Origin of the sequence: Eremococcus coleocola ACS-139-V-Col8, assembly GCF_000183205.1 — a bacterium.
Classification (GTDB): domain Bacteria; phylum Bacillota; class Bacilli; order Lactobacillales; family Aerococcaceae; genus Eremococcus; species Eremococcus coleocola.
The window spans coordinates 140,052-158,066 of the sequence record NZ_AENN01000001.1 but is presented as its reverse complement, the minus strand read 5'-3'; the positions used below and the strand labels follow the sequence as shown (position 1 = coordinate 158,066).

17 protein-coding genes are annotated in these 18,015 nt (G+C 39.8%); 13 read left to right on the top strand and 4 right to left on the bottom strand.

All coding sequences use genetic code 11. From position 1 onward, the window contains the following. Positions 1-7 precede the first annotated feature (7 nt). From glyS to HMPREF9257_RS00650, 8 genes are all read left to right on the top strand, one after another. Positions 8-2,065 carry a glycine--tRNA ligase subunit beta gene (gene glyS / locus HMPREF9257_RS00685; protein ID WP_006417582.1) on the top strand — a complete coding sequence of 686 codons (2,058 nt, stop codon included), beginning with the start codon at positions 8-10 and terminating at the stop codon, positions 2,063-2,065. Between the two features lie 90 nt (positions 2,066-2,155). Continuing rightward, positions 2,156-3,472 carry a GTPase ObgE gene (obgE, locus tag HMPREF9257_RS00680; RefSeq protein WP_006417478.1) on the top strand — a complete coding sequence of 439 codons (1,317 nt, stop codon included), beginning with the start codon at positions 2,156-2,158 and terminating at the stop codon, positions 3,470-3,472. A 10-nt stretch (positions 3,473-3,482) separates the two neighbouring features. Then, positions 3,483-5,390 (top strand): acyltransferase family protein, encoded by a 1,908-nt coding sequence (locus HMPREF9257_RS00675; RefSeq protein ID WP_006417587.1) that lies wholly within the window; start codon positions 3,483-3,485, stop codon positions 5,388-5,390. A 27-nt stretch (positions 5,391-5,417) separates the two neighbouring features. Further along, positions 5,418-6,353: a ribonuclease Z gene (gene rnz, locus HMPREF9257_RS00670; protein ID WP_006417555.1), complete on the top strand. Its 936-nt coding sequence runs from the start codon at positions 5,418-5,420 to the stop codon at positions 6,351-6,353. 4 nt (positions 6,354-6,357) lie between these two features. Then, positions 6,358-7,179: an SDR family NAD(P)-dependent oxidoreductase gene (locus tag HMPREF9257_RS00665; RefSeq protein ID WP_006417601.1), complete on the top strand. Its 822-nt coding sequence runs from the start codon at positions 6,358-6,360 to the stop codon at positions 7,177-7,179. Beyond that, on the top strand, positions 7,163-7,666 hold the full coding sequence (locus HMPREF9257_RS00660; protein WP_006417424.1) for a LapA family protein: 504 nt from the start codon (positions 7,163-7,165) through the stop codon (positions 7,664-7,666). Before HMPREF9257_RS00665 ends, HMPREF9257_RS00660 begins: the two co-directional genes overlap by 17 nt. A 28-nt stretch (positions 7,667-7,694) precedes the next feature. After that, positions 7,695-10,025, top strand: coding sequence for a single-stranded-DNA-specific exonuclease RecJ (recJ, locus tag HMPREF9257_RS00655; RefSeq protein WP_006417506.1), 2,331 nt, complete (start codon positions 7,695-7,697; stop codon positions 10,023-10,025). A gap of 4 nt (positions 10,026-10,029) precedes the next feature. Beyond that, positions 10,030-10,542: an adenine phosphoribosyltransferase gene (locus HMPREF9257_RS00650; RefSeq protein ID WP_006417584.1), complete on the top strand. Its 513-nt coding sequence runs from the start codon at positions 10,030-10,032 to the stop codon at positions 10,540-10,542. Between the two features lie 141 nt (positions 10,543-10,683). Here the strand turns inward: HMPREF9257_RS00650 and lexA are convergent, their stop codons facing one another. Next, entirely contained in the window at positions 10,684-11,301 is a 618-nt protein-coding gene (gene lexA / locus HMPREF9257_RS00645; protein ID WP_006417557.1) for a transcriptional repressor LexA, read from the bottom strand. An 88-nt stretch (positions 11,302-11,389) separates the two neighbouring features. Between lexA and HMPREF9257_RS00640 the strand changes: the two genes are divergently transcribed. Both HMPREF9257_RS00640 and HMPREF9257_RS00635 read left to right on the top strand, forming a co-directional pair. Then, positions 11,390-11,635 (top strand): DUF896 domain-containing protein, encoded by a 246-nt coding sequence (locus HMPREF9257_RS00640; protein ID WP_006417413.1) that lies wholly within the window; start codon positions 11,390-11,392, stop codon positions 11,633-11,635. A 13-nt stretch (positions 11,636-11,648) separates the two neighbouring features. After that, the gene (locus HMPREF9257_RS00635; protein WP_006417442.1) at positions 11,649-11,864 is read left to right on the top strand and encodes a YneF family protein; all 216 of its coding nucleotides are present in this window, start codon (positions 11,649-11,651) and stop codon (positions 11,862-11,864) included. A gap of 151 nt (positions 11,865-12,015) precedes the next feature. Here HMPREF9257_RS00635 and HMPREF9257_RS00630 read toward each other — a convergent pair whose 3' ends face one another. The 3 genes from HMPREF9257_RS00630 to HMPREF9257_RS00620 form a co-directional block, all read right to left on the bottom strand. Next, positions 12,016-13,074, bottom strand: a complete 1,059-nt coding sequence (locus tag HMPREF9257_RS00630; RefSeq protein WP_006417501.1) for a tyrosine-type recombinase/integrase — start codon at positions 13,072-13,074, stop codon at positions 12,016-12,018. A 608-nt stretch (positions 13,075-13,682) separates the two neighbouring features. Beyond that, entirely contained in the window at positions 13,683-14,645 is a 963-nt protein-coding gene (locus HMPREF9257_RS00625) for a tRNA dihydrouridine synthase (RefSeq protein ID WP_006417431.1), read from the bottom strand. 155 nt (positions 14,646-14,800) lie between these two features. Further along, on the bottom strand, positions 14,801-15,433 hold the full coding sequence (locus HMPREF9257_RS00620) for a lysophospholipid acyltransferase family protein (RefSeq protein ID WP_006417509.1): 633 nt from the start codon (positions 15,431-15,433) through the stop codon (positions 14,801-14,803). Positions 15,434-15,572: 139 nt separating this feature from the next. On the opposite strand from HMPREF9257_RS00620, the gene HMPREF9257_RS00615 reads away from it, so the two are divergent. The 3 genes from HMPREF9257_RS00615 (at position 15,573) to yajC (ending at position 18,002) form a co-directional block, all read left to right on the top strand. Further along, the gene (locus HMPREF9257_RS00615; RefSeq protein WP_006417414.1) at positions 15,573-16,349 is read left to right on the top strand and encodes a glutaminyl-peptide cyclotransferase; all 777 of its coding nucleotides are present in this window, start codon (positions 15,573-15,575) and stop codon (positions 16,347-16,349) included. Positions 16,350-16,368: 19 nt separating this feature from the next. Continuing rightward, positions 16,369-17,514: a tRNA guanosine(34) transglycosylase Tgt gene (gene tgt / locus HMPREF9257_RS00610; RefSeq protein ID WP_006417618.1), complete on the top strand. Its 1,146-nt coding sequence runs from the start codon at positions 16,369-16,371 to the stop codon at positions 17,512-17,514. Between the two features lie 65 nt (positions 17,515-17,579). Continuing rightward, positions 17,580-18,002, top strand: a complete 423-nt coding sequence (gene yajC / locus HMPREF9257_RS08655) for a preprotein translocase subunit YajC (protein WP_006417532.1) — start codon at positions 17,580-17,582, stop codon at positions 18,000-18,002. Positions 18,003-18,015 lie beyond the last annotated feature (13 nt).

Sequence of the window (18,015 nt, the reverse complement as noted above, 5' to 3'; positions counted from 1 at the left end):
ATCAACCATGGTACACAATTATTTATTAGAAATTGGGATGGAAGAGATTCCTGCCCGCTATTTATTGAGTTTGAGCCAACAATTAAAAGAAAGAATGGCTAATTTTTTAAATGACAATCGATTAGAATTTGACGCAATTCAAGAATATGCGACGCCACGTCGTTTAGCAGTTTTAGTGACGGGTTTAGCCGATAAACAAGCAGACTTGTCAGAACAAGCCAAGGGACCCGCCTTAAAAATTGCCAAGGATGACCAAGGTCAATGGACCAAAGCGGCTCAAGGCTTTGCCCATGGCCAGGGGGGGACCACCGATGATTTGTTTGTGCAAGACCTCAATGGTGAAGACTATGTCTTTATTAATAAATTTCAAGCGGGTGAAAGCAGTCGCGACGTATTAAATGGGGTAGAGTCAGTGGTGTCAGGTATGACCTTCCCGGTTACGATGCACTGGCATGATTATCAAATTAATTATATTCGTCCGGTTCACTGGTTAGTTTCTCTGTTAGATCAAGAAGTGATTCCATTTGACTTTGCCGGTGTGACTGCCAGCAATGGTTCTCGGGGTCACCGCTTCTTGGGGCATGACTTAGTGATTGCTCAAGCTGACCAATATGAAGCCAGCTTAGAAAAAGAGTTTGTCTTAGCAGACTTCCATAAACGCCAAGCCGTGATTGAAGCCCAAATTAAAGAGATTGCCGACCAAAATCATTGGCAAGTTCCAATTGATCAAGACCTACTTGAAGAGGTGACGGCGATTGTAGAATGGCCCACTGCTTTCTACGGTGACTTCGAAGAAAAATACTTGGAAATTCCCGATATGGTCTTGATTACAGCCATGAAAGACCATCAACGGTATTTCTATGCTTTAGATCAAGCGGGAGAAAAACTACAAGCTATCTTCATTTCAGTCCGTAATGGGGACGCCAACCATTTAGAAAATGTGGTCCGGGGGAATCAGAAAGTCTTGAAAGCCCGTTTGGAAGATGCTTTATTCTTCTATAAGGAAGATCTTAAGGGGTCAATTGAAACCTATGTAGCTAAGCTAGACCATGTCAATGAGCATTATAAACTGGGTTCCTTGGCGGATAAACAAGCCCGAGTAGGTAAAATACTTGACCTTTTAGCAGTTAAAGTTAACCAAATTGATAAAAATGATCTTGAAACAGCCAAGATGGCCGCTAAAATGTACAAGTTTGACCTAATGACTGGTATGGTCGGTGAGTTTGATGAGCTACAAGGACAAATGGGAGCTTGGTATGCTCGTCAATTTGGTCAGTCTGACCAAGTGGCTCAAGCGATTGCCAGTCAATACTTGCCAACCACCGCGGGAGGGCAACTACCAATAACTAAAGCTGGAGCGCTTTTAGCCATGGCTGATAAATTAGATAGTCTGGTGCAATATTTTGCTGTCGATTTGATTCCTACTGGTTCGAATGACCCTTATGCCTTAAGACGTCAAGCCATGGGTGTCGTGGAAATTATGGCGGACCAAGCTTGGTCACTTGACTTAGTTGATCTATTCCAAGATATTCTGGCCCACTTTAATTTAAGTGATTCTGAACTTTTAAATAATCTGAAAGAATTTATGGCGGCCCGGATGGAACAACAGTTAGCTAAGTTAAATCTTAATTTCGATATTATCGAAGCAGTTTTAGCAGGTGATTTCTTAAATGTTGTGCATATTTTGGAAGCCGGACCTGTATTACAAGCTTTTAAAAATCAAGAGCCTCAAGCCTATCGGAATTTAGTTGAGTCTTTAAGTCGGGTACTAAACTTAGGTCTAACCGTAAAAGAAGCAAAGGATTTAGATTTAAATCTTGCCCAATCCGAGAGTGAACAAGTCCTTTTTGATGCGGTTAAAGATTTAAACTATGAAGCTGATTCTATGGCTGAATTGTTGGATGAGTTCAAAGCCCTAGTAACACCGATTGGTGATTTCTTTGAGAATAATATGGTTAACGCAGACCAAGCTGATATCAAGGATAATCGTTATGCCCTTATGGCTTATTTAAGTCGTTATGTGATGCAAATGATGAACCCACAAAAATTAATTTCTAAGTTTTAAATTTTATAATAATAAAATACAGTGAATTGTAGACTGACTGGAGCAAGAACAAGCTTTTAGTTAGTTTAGGAACGAGAAGGAGGCGAACCAATGTCAACATTTTTAGATTACGCCAAGGTAAATGTCAAAGCCGGTAAGGGTGGCGACGGAATGGTTGCTTTTCGCAGGGAGAAATATGTGCCTGATGGGGGACCAGCAGGAGGAGACGGCGGTCGCGGTGGTTCGGTGATTTTTAAGGTAGATGAAGGCCTAAGAACCTTGATGGACTTTAAATATAACCGTCACTTTAAAGCAAAACCTGGTGAAAACGGCATGTCTAAGAGTAAATATGGAGCAGCTGCGGAAGATTTAGTTGTGGCAGTTCCACCTGGAACAATTATTAAAGATGCCAATACGGGTCAATTTATTGCGGACATGTTAGAACATGGCCAAGAAGTTGTGGTAGCTCAAGGGGGCCGTGGCGGCCGTGGCAATATTCGCTTTGCGACCCATAAGAATCCAGCGCCTGCAATCGCTGAAAATGGTGAGCCGGGTCAGGAAGTTGATTTAATCTTAGAATTGAAGGTTTTAGCGGATGTTGCTTTAATTGGATATCCTTCAGTGGGTAAGTCAACCTTATTATCGGTGATTTCTAATTCTAAACCCAAGATTGCGGATTACCAGTTTACTACGCTGAGTCCTAACTTAGGAGTCGTAAAATTAGGGTATGATCAAGAATTTGTGGTGGCGGATATTCCTGGTTTGATTGAAGGAGCCTCACAAGGTGTTGGTTTAGGCACCGACTTTTTAAAACATATTGAACGGACCAATGTGCTCCTTCATGTGATTGATATGGCCGGAGTCCATGGTCGGGACCCATTTGATGATTTCGTAAAATTAATGGGTGAGCTCGAACAATATAATGAACGTTTACTGCTAAGACCTATGGTGATTGTGGCCAATAAAATGGATCAAGCTGCTGCTGAAGATAATTTACTTGAATTTAAAGCTCAATTGGCTAATTATTATGCCGATAAGGAATATAGTCAGCCGGAGATTTTCCAAATTTCCGCTTGGCAAACCAAAGGACTGGATGAGTTATTAAAGGCTACCTTTAATATAGTTCAAGAAGCTGACTTTGTGCCGCTTTATAATGAAACAGCAACAGTAGAGCAATATGTTCATTATCAACTAGATGAAGAAAAACCAGAATTTGAAATCCACCGTTTAAACGGGGATTATTATGAAATTACGGGTGAAAAAATTGAGAAACTCTTCCAAATGACCAATATGGCCCACGATGAGTCTGTCAACCGCTTTGTTAGACAAATGCGGGCGATGGGGATTGATCAAGCCTTACGCGAAAAGGGTGCTAAGTCAGGGGACACAGTTGACTTGATGGGATTCACTTTCGAATTTGTGGATTAGGTGTGAGAGAATGAAAGGAAAAACAAAACAAGCAAGCCAACGTTTAGCTGTCTTCGATGGCTATAAGGGCATCGCGATTATTTCAATTTTAGGCTACTATTTTTACCAACATATTTTACCAGGGGGCTATTTAGCCGTTAACTTTTTCTTATTAGTAGCTGGTTTTTTCAATATGCGTCATTTTTACTTGGCGGATACCCGTGGTTTGAAAATTAATACTTGGAAATATTATAAGAAACGGTTTAAACGCCTATTTTTCCCGATGTTAGCTATGATTATTTCTACGGCAGCAATTATTTTAATTTTTGCTCGTGATTATCTGTTTAATATTCGGAATATGGGGGTCGCTTCATTATTGTTTGTGAATAATTTCTATCAAATATTTAATGAACAATCTTATTTCGTCCATGCCTCAAATCCATCTGCCTTTACTCACTTATGGTATGTGGCGCTCTTAGGACAATTATTACTTCTAACCCCGATTTTCTTTAAATTATTTTATACTTGGCATCGGAACCCAGCCATTGCCATTAATATGATGGGAATCCTCACCTTGGTTTCGGCCGCAACCATGGCTTATCTGTTCAAGGACGGTCAGGATCCTACTAATGTCTACTATAATCTATTGACCCGGGCCTTTGCCTATACCATGGGAAATGTTTTAGCCTTTTTACTACCGGTTAAATTAGAATCCCATCCTTTAAATCGACCTCAGAAAATTCTGGTCAATACTTTAGGTATCTTAGCCTTTGTCTTACTTTTTTTGATGTCTAAGTTTATGTATGGAACCCAAGCCTTCGCCTATCGATTTGGCATGTTCCTTTATACTTTAGTTGCTGCAGGCATGGTTGTGTTTACCATCCATAAACAAACTTTAATCAATAAAGTCTTATCTTGGCCTTTATTTACTTTTCTTGGTAAACGGTCATATTCTTACTATTTGTGGTACTATCCTATTTACTTAATCTTGCCTAATTATTTACGGTCTTGGAACTTTACCTTAACGAATATTTTCCAATTTGTCCTCTTGGCAATCTTAGCTGAAATTTCTTACCAATTATTTGAGCAAGACCGGATTAAGTTGCCAATTGGTCAGCATTTTAATTGGTCTAAAATGAAGTACCAATTTTCTATTCTTAAACGGTCAGGTAATGTTCTCATGAATGTTAAAGTCATCACGGGAATTTATGTTTTCTTCCTGCTTTTTGGTACTGTGGCTTTGGCTATTGCACCGGAAAAACGCTCAAGTAACGAGGATGATTTACAAACCCTGATTGAAAAGAATGAAGCCTTAGTTCAGACTAAACAAGCAGCAGAAACAAAAAATCAATCAAATGAAACAAAGCAAGAAAATACTTCTGATGATAGCCAGGCTCCAAGTCAAGACACCACCAAAGTCATTAATAACATTGAAGGTCTAGAACAAGATGAATTACTCTTTGCCAATGGTTTAGATATTACTTTTATTGGTGATTCCACTTTGCTTGCTTCCGCAGACCATTTTAAAGCAGTCTTTCCTAAAGCGATTATCGATGGTGAAGTTGGCCGCCAGTTATTTAATACCTATGGTGAAGTTAATTATCTTCAATCAGAAGGTTTAATTATGAATACAGTGGTGGTCATGCTAGGTTCAAATGGGACCTTTACGGATGGTCAAATTGATGACTTTATTGAAGCAGTCGGGACGGATAAGTCCATTTATTTTGTAAATTCCAACGCCAACCGTTCCTGGGTGACTGATGCCAATGCGGCTATTCTTCGTGCTTCACAAAAATATGGTAATGTCCAAGTCATTGATTGGAATACTTATTCGAATGATCACCCTGAATGGATTCGGGAAGATGAAGCCCATCCAACCGATGAAGGGGCTCGTCAATTATCAGTTTATGTTGCAAAAGAACTCTTTAGAACCCGTTAATCTATGATTTAGGAAAGGATATCTAAAATGGAATTACTGTTTTTAGGAACTGGGGCAGGCATCCCGTCCAAAAATCGGAATGTTTCTTCGATGGCACTCAAGTTATTAAACCAGTTAAACCAAGTATGGCTATTTGATTGTGGGGAAGGGACCCAGCATCAAATCCTACATACCAGTTTAAAGCCAAGAAAAGTCTCCAAAATTTTTATTACCCATATGCATGGGGACCATATCTTTGGCTTACCAGGTTTTTTAAGCTCACGGTCCTTTCAAGGAGGCGAAGAGCCAGTTACCATCTATGGTCCTCAAGGTATCAAGGACTATGTTTTGATGTGCTTGAAGTTATCAAAGTCAAATTTGGGTTATCCCTTAATATTCGAAGAATTGTCTGACCAAGGCGGTAAGCTTGATCTAGGCCATGGCTGGCAAGCGGAATATTTGCCCTTGAATCATGGTATATTGTCCTTTGGTTTTCGCATTAAAGAACCTGATACCCCAGGTCAATTATTAGTGGATGACTTAAAAGCCCAGGGCATACCGGCTGGACCTATCTATGGCCGCTTAAAAGCTGGAGAAACAGTCCAATTGGAAGACGGTCGTCTCCTAGATGGGAAGGACTTTATCGCCCCAGCGCAAGCAGGGCATGTACTTACGTATATTGGCGACACTCGGCCCAATGCTAATAATTTAATTTTAGCCAAAGATGCGGATGTCTTAATTTATGAGGGAACCCATGATGGGTCTTTAAGCCAAATGGCTAATCAATATTATCACTCGACTTCGGACCAAGGAGCGACCTTAGCCAAAGAAGCTGGGGTTAAGCAAGTTTATTTGAATCATATTTCCTCCCGCTATTTAAGTCGAGATGTGCAAGTGATGGAACAAGCAGCGCAAAAAATTTTTCCAAAGTTACATATTGTCCGAGATTTAGAAGAAATCAACTTAGACTCAGTAGGGGGCTAGAAAGATGTCTCAAAGTAGAAAAGTTGCAGTGGTGACGGGCGCATCCTCTGGGATTGGTCAAGCAATGGCAAAACAATTAGCCGCTCACCACTATGATTTAGTTTTAATTGCCCGTCGCCAAGACCGGTTGGAAGCTTTAGCAGCAGAAATTAACCGTATTCATGGTGTGGATACTTTTGTCTTGGCGGGGGATGTGACCCAAACCAGTTTTATCGAAAGTATTGTTCCTTTATGTAAATCACGGTTTGGTCGGATTGATTTACTGTTCCAAGCTGCGGGTTATGGAGTATTTAAACGAGCCACCCAATTTTCTTATGCCGAAATTGTGGCCATGTTTGAAGTAAATACTTTTGCTATCATGTATTTGTCCCAATTAGTGGCTTTAGAAATGCTAGACCAAGGTTCAGGTCAGATTGTTATGGTAGCCTCTTCTGCAGGTAAACTATCGACGATTGCTTCATCTGTATACTCAGCGACTAAAGCCGCAGTAATAGCTTATGCAGATACGCTTCGACTCGAATTACGTCCGGCTGGAATCGAAGTCATTGTGGTGAATCCAGGTCCAGTTGTTACCGAGTTCTTCGACCGCGATGCTAACTCAAAAGCCTACTTTAAAACCATTGAAGGCTTTGCCTTAGATGTTGATGTTTTAACAAAGCGAATTATGGCTAACTTATTGAGCCATTGTAAATTTAAACGGGAAGTGAATGCGCCGCTAGTTCTTGAGCTGCTGGCTCGATTAAATTCGATTTTTCCGACAATAAGTGATATATTAAAATTAAACTTATTTAATTTAAAGGAGAATTCAGATGAAACAACAGTTTAAGGTAATTCTAGGGGTGCTTTTCCTCATTTTATTTGTGATTGTCGCCTTACAAAATGTGAATCCTGTGTCAGTGGATTTATTTGTCGCTAAATATCAAGTTCCCCTTATTCTACTAATCTTACTGTCAGCCTTGTTGGGGATGATTGTAGGACTTTTAGTTACTATTTCATCCAATAGTCGACAACGTAAAGAGGTTAAGCGACTTAACAATGAAATTAAGAGCTTAAAAGACCGACATACTCAGGATATTATCAAGAAAGATGATCAGATTTCAGACCTTAAAGCTAAAGTATCTGATTTGAAAGATAAAAATAAAAATACCCAAGTCTATCAAGAAGATAGCTTTGTAAAACAAGAGATGGATATGCCTGAAAGTCACTTAGACCCTGCTTCAATGACACCAAAAGATTTACCAGTAAGTGAGGAAGTAAGTCTTCCAGCTCAAGTAGAGTTGCCAGAAGAAGTTGACGCTGATTTCACTGAATAAATAAGTTTTAAAAGGAGGCCTTTGGGCCATGTTTCTAAATAAAGCTCATTATGAGTGGGTCTTACCAACATTAGATTCCAACTCAAGTGATTTATCGGTATTTAAAGAAGCGGAAAAGAAATACTCTTCCGCTTTTTTGCGTTTATGTTACCAAAGGGGAATTGATAGTCTTGAGACTTTGACTGCTTTGGAAGAATCAAGTCAGGCTATTTTCCATGATCCCTTCGAATTATTTGATATGGCTAAAGCGATTGACCGTTTACAAGCAGCGATTGCTAGTCAAGAAGCAATTCTGATTTATGGTGACTATGATGCCGATGGGATTACCTCAACTTTAATTTTATATGAAAGTTTGCAAGCAGTGGGGGCAAATGTGACCTATTATATACCCAACCGCTTGATTGATGGGTATGGCCCCAATAAGGACCGCTACCAAAGATTGATTGATCAAGGCTGTCAATTAATTTTGACCTGTGATAATGGGGTGGCTGGTTTTGAAGCGATTGACTATGCCAATCATCGTGGGGTCGATGTGATTGTAACCGACCACCATGAAATTCAAGACCACTTGCCCAATGCCTATGCCATCGTCCACCCCCGCCACCCCCAAGGATCCTATCCTTTTGGTGACTTGTCAGGGGCAGGGGTTGCCTTAAAAGTGGTGTCGGCTCTATTAGAAGAGATTCCTTTAGAATCAGTTGAATTGGCGGCTATCGGGACGGTGGCCGATTTGGTGTCATTGACGGACGAGAACCGAACCATTGTTAAGCAAGGATTGCAATTAATGAGACAAAGCTCCCGCTTAGGTTTGGATTTGATTCTGACTAATAATCAGGTGGATCGTAATAAGTTAACCAGTGATACCATTGGTTTTATTATCGGCCCACGCTTGAATGCGATTGGCCGTCTGGGGGACCCTAGTCCAGCCTTTGAATTACTGGCAAGTTTTGACTCTAGCGAGGCGCAGGCACTTTATGAACTGATAGAAAGTAAAAACCAAGAGCGGCAAGCCATCGTTAAAAAAATTATGACCCAAATTCAGACTAGAATCGAAAGCTATCCTAGTCTGCCAGATATTATTATTGAAGCAGACCCTGATTGGCCTGCGGGCGTAGTAGGGATTGTGGCGGGTCGTTTACTCGAAAAATATCATCGTCCTGCTTTAGTCTTCCAAGAACAAAGAGACCAAGGAGTCTACAAGGGGTCCGGTCGGTCGTTACCAAGAGTTAATTTATTTGACTGGTTGTCACAGAATAAGGGATTTTTAATGCAATTTGGTGGCCATAGTCAAGCAGCCGGCATGACCATTGAGTCTAGCCAGTTTCCCGCATTTAAGGAGGCCATGCTTTCTTCTAGTCAAGCTTACCAAGCAGCGATCCTGGCGCCTTCCCAATTAAAGTTAGATGGCAGACTAGCCATTGATGAAATCAACCTGGACCTCGTTCAAGAAATCGATCATTTAGGGCCCTTTGGGATGGACAATCCACAGCCACTTTGGCTTCTTGAAGATGTCCAAATCGAGCGGATTCAAGCCATTGGTGACCAGACTCATATCAAATTAAGGGTTCGTGGGTCAGACCAGGGATCATCACTTGAAGTGTTAGGTTTTTCGATGGCAGACCAGTGTCAAGGCTTAAGTCCAGGCATGCAGGTATCACTGGTAGGACAACTTGTTATTAATGAATGGCAAGGTAGACGACAGGTTCAAATCCATATGAAAGATATTGGCGTTAAGGGCTCGGTCTGGTTAGATGTGAGGGGGAAGCATATTGCCTCTGATTTAATGAAACTTGAAAAAAGTCTTTATTTATATAACCATCAAACCATTCTTGACCTTTATCTAGCAGACTTAGCTGATTCTTCTGCGGCACTTTTGTTTCAAGATTTACCTAGTCAGACAGAATGTGATGCGTACGATAATTTGGTTATTATGGAAGTTCCAGAAGATTTAACTTTGATAAAAGACTTTTATCAAACAAACCGTTTTGATCAAGTCTATTTAGGGGCTTATAACCAATATTCAAAATACCTTGTGGGTTTGCCCAATCGGCAAGAAGCGGCCCAACTTTTCCGCTATCTAAATCAAGTGGGACATGTTTCAGGGGCTGAACAAAAACAAAACATGCAGAATCAATTAAAAATTCACCCCTTAAAAATTAATTTATTAATTCACATGTTTTTAGAAGCAAAATTTGTTACAATTAAAGATGGCTCTTTAATGTTTAATCAGACGCGTCCGGATAAGGTAGACTTATGGCAATTAAAGGCTTATCGGACTTATGAACAAGCAATGAAGGTAGAAGCCTTACTCAATTATCAGCCGTTGGAAGCGGTTAAGAAATATTTTGAAGGGAATTAATAAAATGGACTTAAAGAATTATGTAACTACCATTGAAAATTATCCAAAAGAGGGTATTTTATTTAGAGATATTACACCTCTAATGGCAGATGGCGAAGCCTTTCGCTATGCCACTCAACAAATTGTGGATTATGCGGACGAGTTAGATGTGGATGTTATCGTTGGCCCTGAAGCCCGTGGTTTTATTGTGGGTTGTCCGGTGGCCTATGAATTAGGTATTGGTTTTGTACCAATTCGTAAGCCAGGTAAATTACCACGTGAAGTTGCCACCGTTGAATATGATTTAGAATATGGGACCGATACTCTAACAGTTCATAAAGATGATATTAAACCAGGCCAACGTGTTTTGATTATTGATGATCTTTTGGCCACGGGTGGAACGGTTAAAGCAACTATCGACCTCGTTGAAAAATTAGGTGGTGTCGTAGTTGGTTGTGCTTTCTTGATTGAATTAGCTGATTTAGATGGCAAGGCAAAATTAGAAGGTTATCCTTATAAAACCTTGATGACTTACTAAGAGTAATCGCTTAGAAAAATAAAAAAAGAGCGGGACAAATTCAGGAAATCTATGATTTACACTGGATTTGCCGTGCTCCTAATGTGGGGATATATTATTTTTTATATTTTTTAAAATGCTCTAGTTTATTAGTTATTAGTCTTAGTACTCACGGTAAAGACTCACTACTTTTCCGAGAATCGTGGCCTTGGTCAAGATAATATCGTCCATGCTATCATTTTCAGGTCGTAAGACATAATGGTCAGATTTCTTGAAGAAGGTTTTACAGGTGGCTTCGTCGTCTTCAGTCATGGCAACCACAATGTCACCATTATTGGCGGTAGATTGTTTACGGACCGTAATTAAATCGCCATCCATAATACCAACATTAATCATGGATTCACCTTTGATCTGTAACATAAACAGGTCAGCGGCATCATAATGTTGTAAGTGGGGCGGAATAGGATAATAGTCTGTCGCTTCTTCAACCGCTAGAATTGGAGCACCGGCAGCCACTTTTCCTAAGAGGGGAATCTGTTGGGGTTGAATATCCAAGGCTTGTAAAGCTAAGTCGGTTAGTTCGATGGCCCGTGTCTTGGAGGAGTCTCGACTAATATAACCGGCTTTTTCAAGTCGGGTTAAATGACCATGGACGGTAGAAGTCGAAGCGAGTCCTACTTGATTACAGATTTCGCGCACGGTTGGAGGATAGCCATTGCTTTCAATGGCTTGGTAAATACATATTAAGATGTTTTCTTGTTTGGAAGATAAGCTTTTCATTGGCTTCACTCTTTCTCTTATGTTACCGTCATTGTAGCAAAGATTAGAGTATAAAGCAAACAAATGTTCGTTTATTGGAGGGATTGTTTTGATTAGTCAAGAAAAAATCGACCGGATCAATACCTTAGCACGTAAGAAAAAAGCAGAAGGTCTGAATGAAGCAGAATTGGCTGAACAAGCTAAATTACGCCAAGAATACTTGGCAGACTTCCGCAAGGGCTTCAGTCAACAAGTTGAAGCCATTAAAGTAGTTGATTCAGAGGGCAATGAATTAACCCCTAAAAAGGTTAAAGAGATTCAAGCCCGTAAGGGTTTATTTAAGAATAAAGATTAAAGGAGACGTATAAATGCAAACTTGGATTTGGTTATTAATTGTTGCAATCGCGATGATTGCTGGTTTTGTGGGTGGCTTCTTCATGTCACGGAAGTATATGATGGATTATTTCAAAGAAAATCCACCAATTGATGAACGCATGATTACCCAAATGATGGCCCAAATGGGGCAAAAGCCATCTAAGAAAAAAGTACAACAAATTATGCAGTCTATGAAGCAAGCTAAATAAGGGTTTGTTTGAAAACAAAACGATGTTTTCAATATAACATAAATGTAATATTTAAGCTTATGGGGCAAATATGGGGCAAAAATAATCAGATGATTTTGTTCTGTAAAATAAAATTTCTTAATTTTTCGTCCATTGTATCGGTAAAATGTGATTAGACTTGGTCTATCATCTTGGTACTTGAATGTCCCACATGCTTGGCAATTAAATTCTTATCCACACCAGATTCAGCCATTAGAGTAATAAAAGTATGTCTGAATATATGTGTGGATATTTTTTTGTCTTCAATAGGAATATTGTTATACACTCTATTAGCATCTCGGATATTTACTGGCTTGCCTGTTCGATTGATGAACAAGAAACGATTGCTTCTATCGAAGTTGTGTTTAATGATTTTACGTTGAGTGATAGCAATCTGCTCTCGAATAACTTCCAAGACTTCGCTCGGTACTGCAATGGCTCTAGTGGTGTCTGTCTTTGTGGTCGTGATTATATTATTTAAAACGTCATAATTCTTTGAAATCGTGATAGTTTGTTTCTTGTAATCAATATCTTCCACATAGTCTAGAGCTATCATCTCATTAAACCGCATACCCGTAGCGACTTGAATCTTAGCCATGTTCAAATACTCAAAGCGTTTATGATTGCTAAGAAATTGATAGATTTGTTCTAATTCTTCACGCTCCAAATATTTCCATTCTTGTTTCTGTTTCTTCATATTCACTTTTGGCACTTTAATCATTTGCTGATACGGTAGCATTTCTGTCAACTGATTATCGCTTGCGAATTCAAGAACTTGGGTAATCAGTGATTTATAATTCACTACAGTTCTGTACGTTTTATCTTTAACTTCATCAGCTAGGTAGCTATTGATGTGGTATGTTTTCAATTCATCAATCAATATATCTCCAATGCTCCGATTGATAGCAGTAATCTTGTATTTGGTATTGGTATAGGTACTGTCTTTCCATTCCCCTTGTTTAATTTCTAACCATTGTTTGGATATATCTTCAAATTTCAACCCAGCCGTGGGACTGTGGATAGTATTTAATTTATCTTGGTACTTCTCATCAAGCAATTCTTTAGCCGTCTTCTTAGCTTGGTTTGATTTTGAATCAATGACCACAGATAATTTCACTGTTTTTCCCGTTTCTTCAATGAAGTACCGTTCGCAGTATCTGTATTTTCCACTGGGGATTTTCTCCACCCACATTGTCTATTCCTCCTTAATTTGATAAAACAAGCAACATAAAGAGCCCTTTAAACAGGGTGATTTTGGTTAACCTCACTCATCTTGTACTGACCCCCTAAAGTTGGATTTTTTGGTCCAACTTTAGGGGGTCAGTACATATGGGGTAGGCTTATTTTTTATGGGGCAAAAAAGGGGAAAAATCAGTAATGTTATGTATGGTTATGTTGTCGCAAATGTTGATATGTAAAGCTTTGTTAAGTTATGTAATTTTTGGTATGGTTGTAGTATTATTAATTCAAGCCTTATTTTTAAATGGTAATTTTTTCCTTGCTTTGTCTTCAAGTCCGGAATAAAGACCCATCAATTATTGACTTAAACACCAATAAAAAATATTTTCCATAGTTTAACCAAAGTAAAGAAAAAGAGTAAATTTTTTTCTGAGTTCAGAATAAGTTAAGAAAAATTACTCATATCTTACATAGTCAAGCCCTAAGTGGAGAAATTATTCTTTACTTTTCCAGCAGTAAGATAACCTGCGTCACGACAGTCTATGTCTACAAAATAGGACCAGTAACCAAGATAAAAACCCGCCAAGATTTCTTGGCGGGTTTGTTTTCGCATAAAAGCAATTATTTTAAATACGCTGCTTCAAATTTGTCTAATAAGTGGCGTACTTCTTGGGTAGATTTAGCTTCCATCAATTGGATCCGCAATTCATTAGCACCAGCAAAGCCCCGGATATAAATCTTGAAAGACCGTTTCAAGGAAGGGAAGGGCCGCAAGCGATATTTGTCGAAGAGGTCTAAGTGATAACGGAAGAGGTTAATCAAGTCAAGTGGACTATGATCAACTTCTTCTTTGGCAAATGCATATGGGTTGGTGAAGACCCCGCGACCAATCATAACCCCATCGACCCCGTATTGATCAACTAGATCAAGGCCAACTTGACGGTTAGGAATGTCACCATTAATGGTTAGCAGGGTTTGAGGGGCAATTTGATCTCGTAAAGCTTTGATGTCACCAATCATATCCCAGTGGGCATCCACTTTGGACATCTCCGTTTTAGTCCGCAGATGAATGGATAAATTGACAATATCTTGGTCAAATAAATGCTTGAGCCATTCTTTATATTCTTCAGGTTTGGCATGGCCCAGCCGGGTTTTGACGGAGACTGGGAGGCCGCCTTCTTTGGTTGCTTGAATTAATTCTGCGGCAACTTGGGATCTCAAAATCAAACCGGAACCACGACCATGTTTGAAGACATTCGGGGCAGGACAGCCCATGTTAATATCCACCCCTGCAAAACCCATTTCTTGCATGCCCTTAGCCATTTGACTGAAATATTCAGGCACATCACCCCAAATGTGGGCGACTAAGGGTTGTTCATCTTCTGTGAAGGTTAAGCGTCCTTTAACGGATTCGATACCATCAGGATGGCAATAAGAAGCAGAATTGGTAAATTCAGTAAAGAATACATCGGGCCGTCCAGCCCGGGCAATGACATGGCGGAAGGCCACATCGGTGACATCCTCCATAGGTGCTAAGATAAAAAACGGTTTGGGCAAGTCGGCCCAGAAGTTATGTGAAGGCATGGTAATACTCCTTATTTCTTTAATAATAAAAAGAGCTAAGCAAGATTTTGCTCAACTCCGGGATAATTTCAATATCTAGTGGGAGTGGTAAATTCTAATCGTCATTAGACGCCTTTTTAATATACTACATTTTTCTTGGCTTGCAAGCTTGAAACTTATTTTTTAGCTTTAACCGAGGGAATATATTGGTAGGTTGGGTCTAATTGTTGGTCTAGATTATCAAAGGCCTGCCTAATTTGTTCATCGACTTGAGCAAGGACTTCTTTGGTATATTTAATATCGTCTTGGTAAGGAATGGCTGGGCCAAAGGCTAACTTGGCTTTTTTGCGTTTAAAAAATTGGTCAAAAGTTAGGGGAGGTTGGATAGCGACTGGGATAATATCGGCCTTAGATCGGCGTTGAATAAAAGCAGTCCCTCCTTTGATTTTCGTGGTATACCGAGAACCAGAAGGGAAGATACCCAAATGGTCTTGGTCTTCATTTAAAACTTGAATAGCCATCCGTATGGCGGCAGTACCTGGTTTTTCACGATTGACGGGGAACATACCGGCTTTTTTTAATAGGAAGGCTAAGATTGGGTTTTTAAATAAGCTATCTTTGCCCATAAAGTGAATTTGAGCAGGGTAGAGGGCATAAGCAATGTAGAAGGGATCAAAAAGAGACCGGTGGGTGGCGGCAATAATTACCGGACGGTCGCTAGGCACATGTTCGAGACCTTCAACTTGGGCAGAGCCATGAATTAGCCAGAATATGCCTTTTAAGATTGGTACAATGATTTTGTAGAACATAGCTAAATTCCTTTCTCTTAAAGTCTTGCTTAGTATACCATAGCTAATAGCCAGACAACAGTTAAGACTTTGAATTAGGCAACGTTTAGGTTACAATAATTAGAGCAAATCCGTCAAATTCCAAGAAAGGGGCCGTGTTATGGGTAAAACACTACGTAATCTTATCTTGTTTGGAGTCACCACTTTTTTAGTATCTTTGGTTCGGACGAGTCAAGTTCAAGCGAGTAAAATTAAAGTTTTGGAAAGTCTGCCATTTGACAAGACTGCTTTCACCCAGGGTCTAGAACTAGTTGACCCAGACACCTTATTATTAGGAACTGGCCGCTATGGTCAATCTAGAATTGAATTTTATGATATAAAAACCGGTCAAGGTCAACAACGTCAGCTACTTGACGAGGATTATTTTGGCGAAGGTGTGACGGTGACCGATGATTATATCTATCAATTAACTTGGAAGAAAGGAATCGCCTATCAACGTGATAAAGAATCATTAGCTGTTTTGAAAGAAATATCTTATGAAGGGCAAGGCTGGAGCCTAGCCTTTGACCCGGCTCAAACGATCATTTATATGTCAAATGGGTCGGATCAAATTCAGGTACGAGATGGTGATTTCAATCTAATTGATCAATTCCAAGTAACTGATCAAGGCTTTCCCTTAGAAATGTTAAATGAACTTGAGTTTGCCAATGGATATCTCTATGCCAATGTTTGGCAGACCAACCGAATTGTCGTGATTGATATAAGCACGGGGCAAGTAGTGAATGACTATGATTTCACCAAGATTATTCAGCAGAATTTCACGGAAACAGAACAAGCTAATATGGATGTATTGAATGGAATTGCCCATATTGAGGGGAATATCTTCTATATCACTGGCAAAAATTATCCTAAACTATTAAAAGTCAGCCTGGATTAGGCTAGAGAAAGGAATCTATATGACACAAGTACCGGTAACTTACGAATTAATCAAAGAAGAAAAACATACGGGGGCTCGCTTAGGCATTTTACATACTCCTCATGGGTCTTTTCCAACACCCATGTATATGCCTGTTGGCACTTTAGCAACGGTTAAATCCTTATCACCGGAAGAATTAAAAGAGATGGGAGCAGGCGTTATCTTGTCGAACACCTACCATCTCTGGTTGCGGCCGGGGGAAGATATTGTTCAAGACGCGGGGGGGCTCCATAAATTTATGAATTGGGACCAAGGGATTCTGACGGACTCCGGTGGTTTCCAAGTATTCTCCTTGTCGGATAACCGTAAGTTAACCGAGGAGGGTGTCCACTTCCGCAGCCATCTCGATGGATCAAAACTCTTTCTTTCCCCAGAAAAAGCCATCCAAATTCAAACGGCCTTGGGTTCTGACATTATGATGTCCTTGGATGAATGTCCCCCTTTTTATGAATCGTATGACTATGTTAAAAATTCAATTAACCGGACGACGCGATGGGCTGAGCGTGGCTTAAAAGCTCAAGAAAATACCAAAGACCAAGTTATTTTTGGGATTATGCAAGGGGCTGGTTATAAAGATTTACGGATTCAACATGCTAAAGACATGGCGGCCTTGGATTTCCCTGGTTATTCGGTCGGAGGACTTTCTGTCGGCGAATCTAAAGAAGAAATGAATGAAGTCTTAGACTATCTGACACCGTATATGCCAGCCAATAAACCGCGTTATTTAATGGGGGTTGGATCGCCAGATGCCTTAATTGACGGTGCTATTCGCGGTATTGATATGTTTGACTGTGTCTTAGCTACCCGGATTGCCCGCAATGGCTCTTGTATGACTTCCCACGGACGTTTGGTCGTCAAAAATGCCAAATATGCCAGAGATTATACACCAATTGATGACCACTGTGATTGCTATACCTGTCGTAACTATTCACGGGCCTATGTACGTCATCTTTTCCATGCCAATGAAAGCTTTGGTCTGCGTTTAGCTTCAATTCATAATACCCATTTCTTATTAAACCTAATGAAACAAGTGCGTCAAGCCATTATGGACGATAATTTATTAGATTTCCGACAAGATTTCTTCGAGCGTTATGGTTATAATAAACCAAATGCCCGGGCTTTCTAGATATTTATGGTGAAAGATAGGTCAAATTTTGTTATAATAAAAAGCAAATAGAAAGTAGGTAGATTATGGAATTTTTAGCTAGTTTATTACCCATGATATTAATTTTTGGTTTGTTGTATATGATGATGATTCGTCCCCAACAAAAGCAAGCCAAACAAAAACAAGAAATGATTAATGCCATGAAACCAGGTGACCAAGTGGTAACCATTGGTGGCTTATATGGGGTAGTCTCCCAAATTGATGTGGCCAACGGTAAGGTTGAAATTGACTGTGAAGGTGTTTATCTGACTTTCATGTTACAAGCTATTCGTGAAGTTGTTTCTTCAGCCCCCCTATCACCAGCAAGTAATGAAAGTATTCCGGCTGACAACAGCCAAGCAGTTGAACCAACTCCTGCTCAAGAAATGGATGAAGATGAAGATATTTCTGCCGATGATCTTTATTTAAAAGATGAAGATAATAATGAATTGGCAGACGAACCTAGATAAAAATATTTTAGAA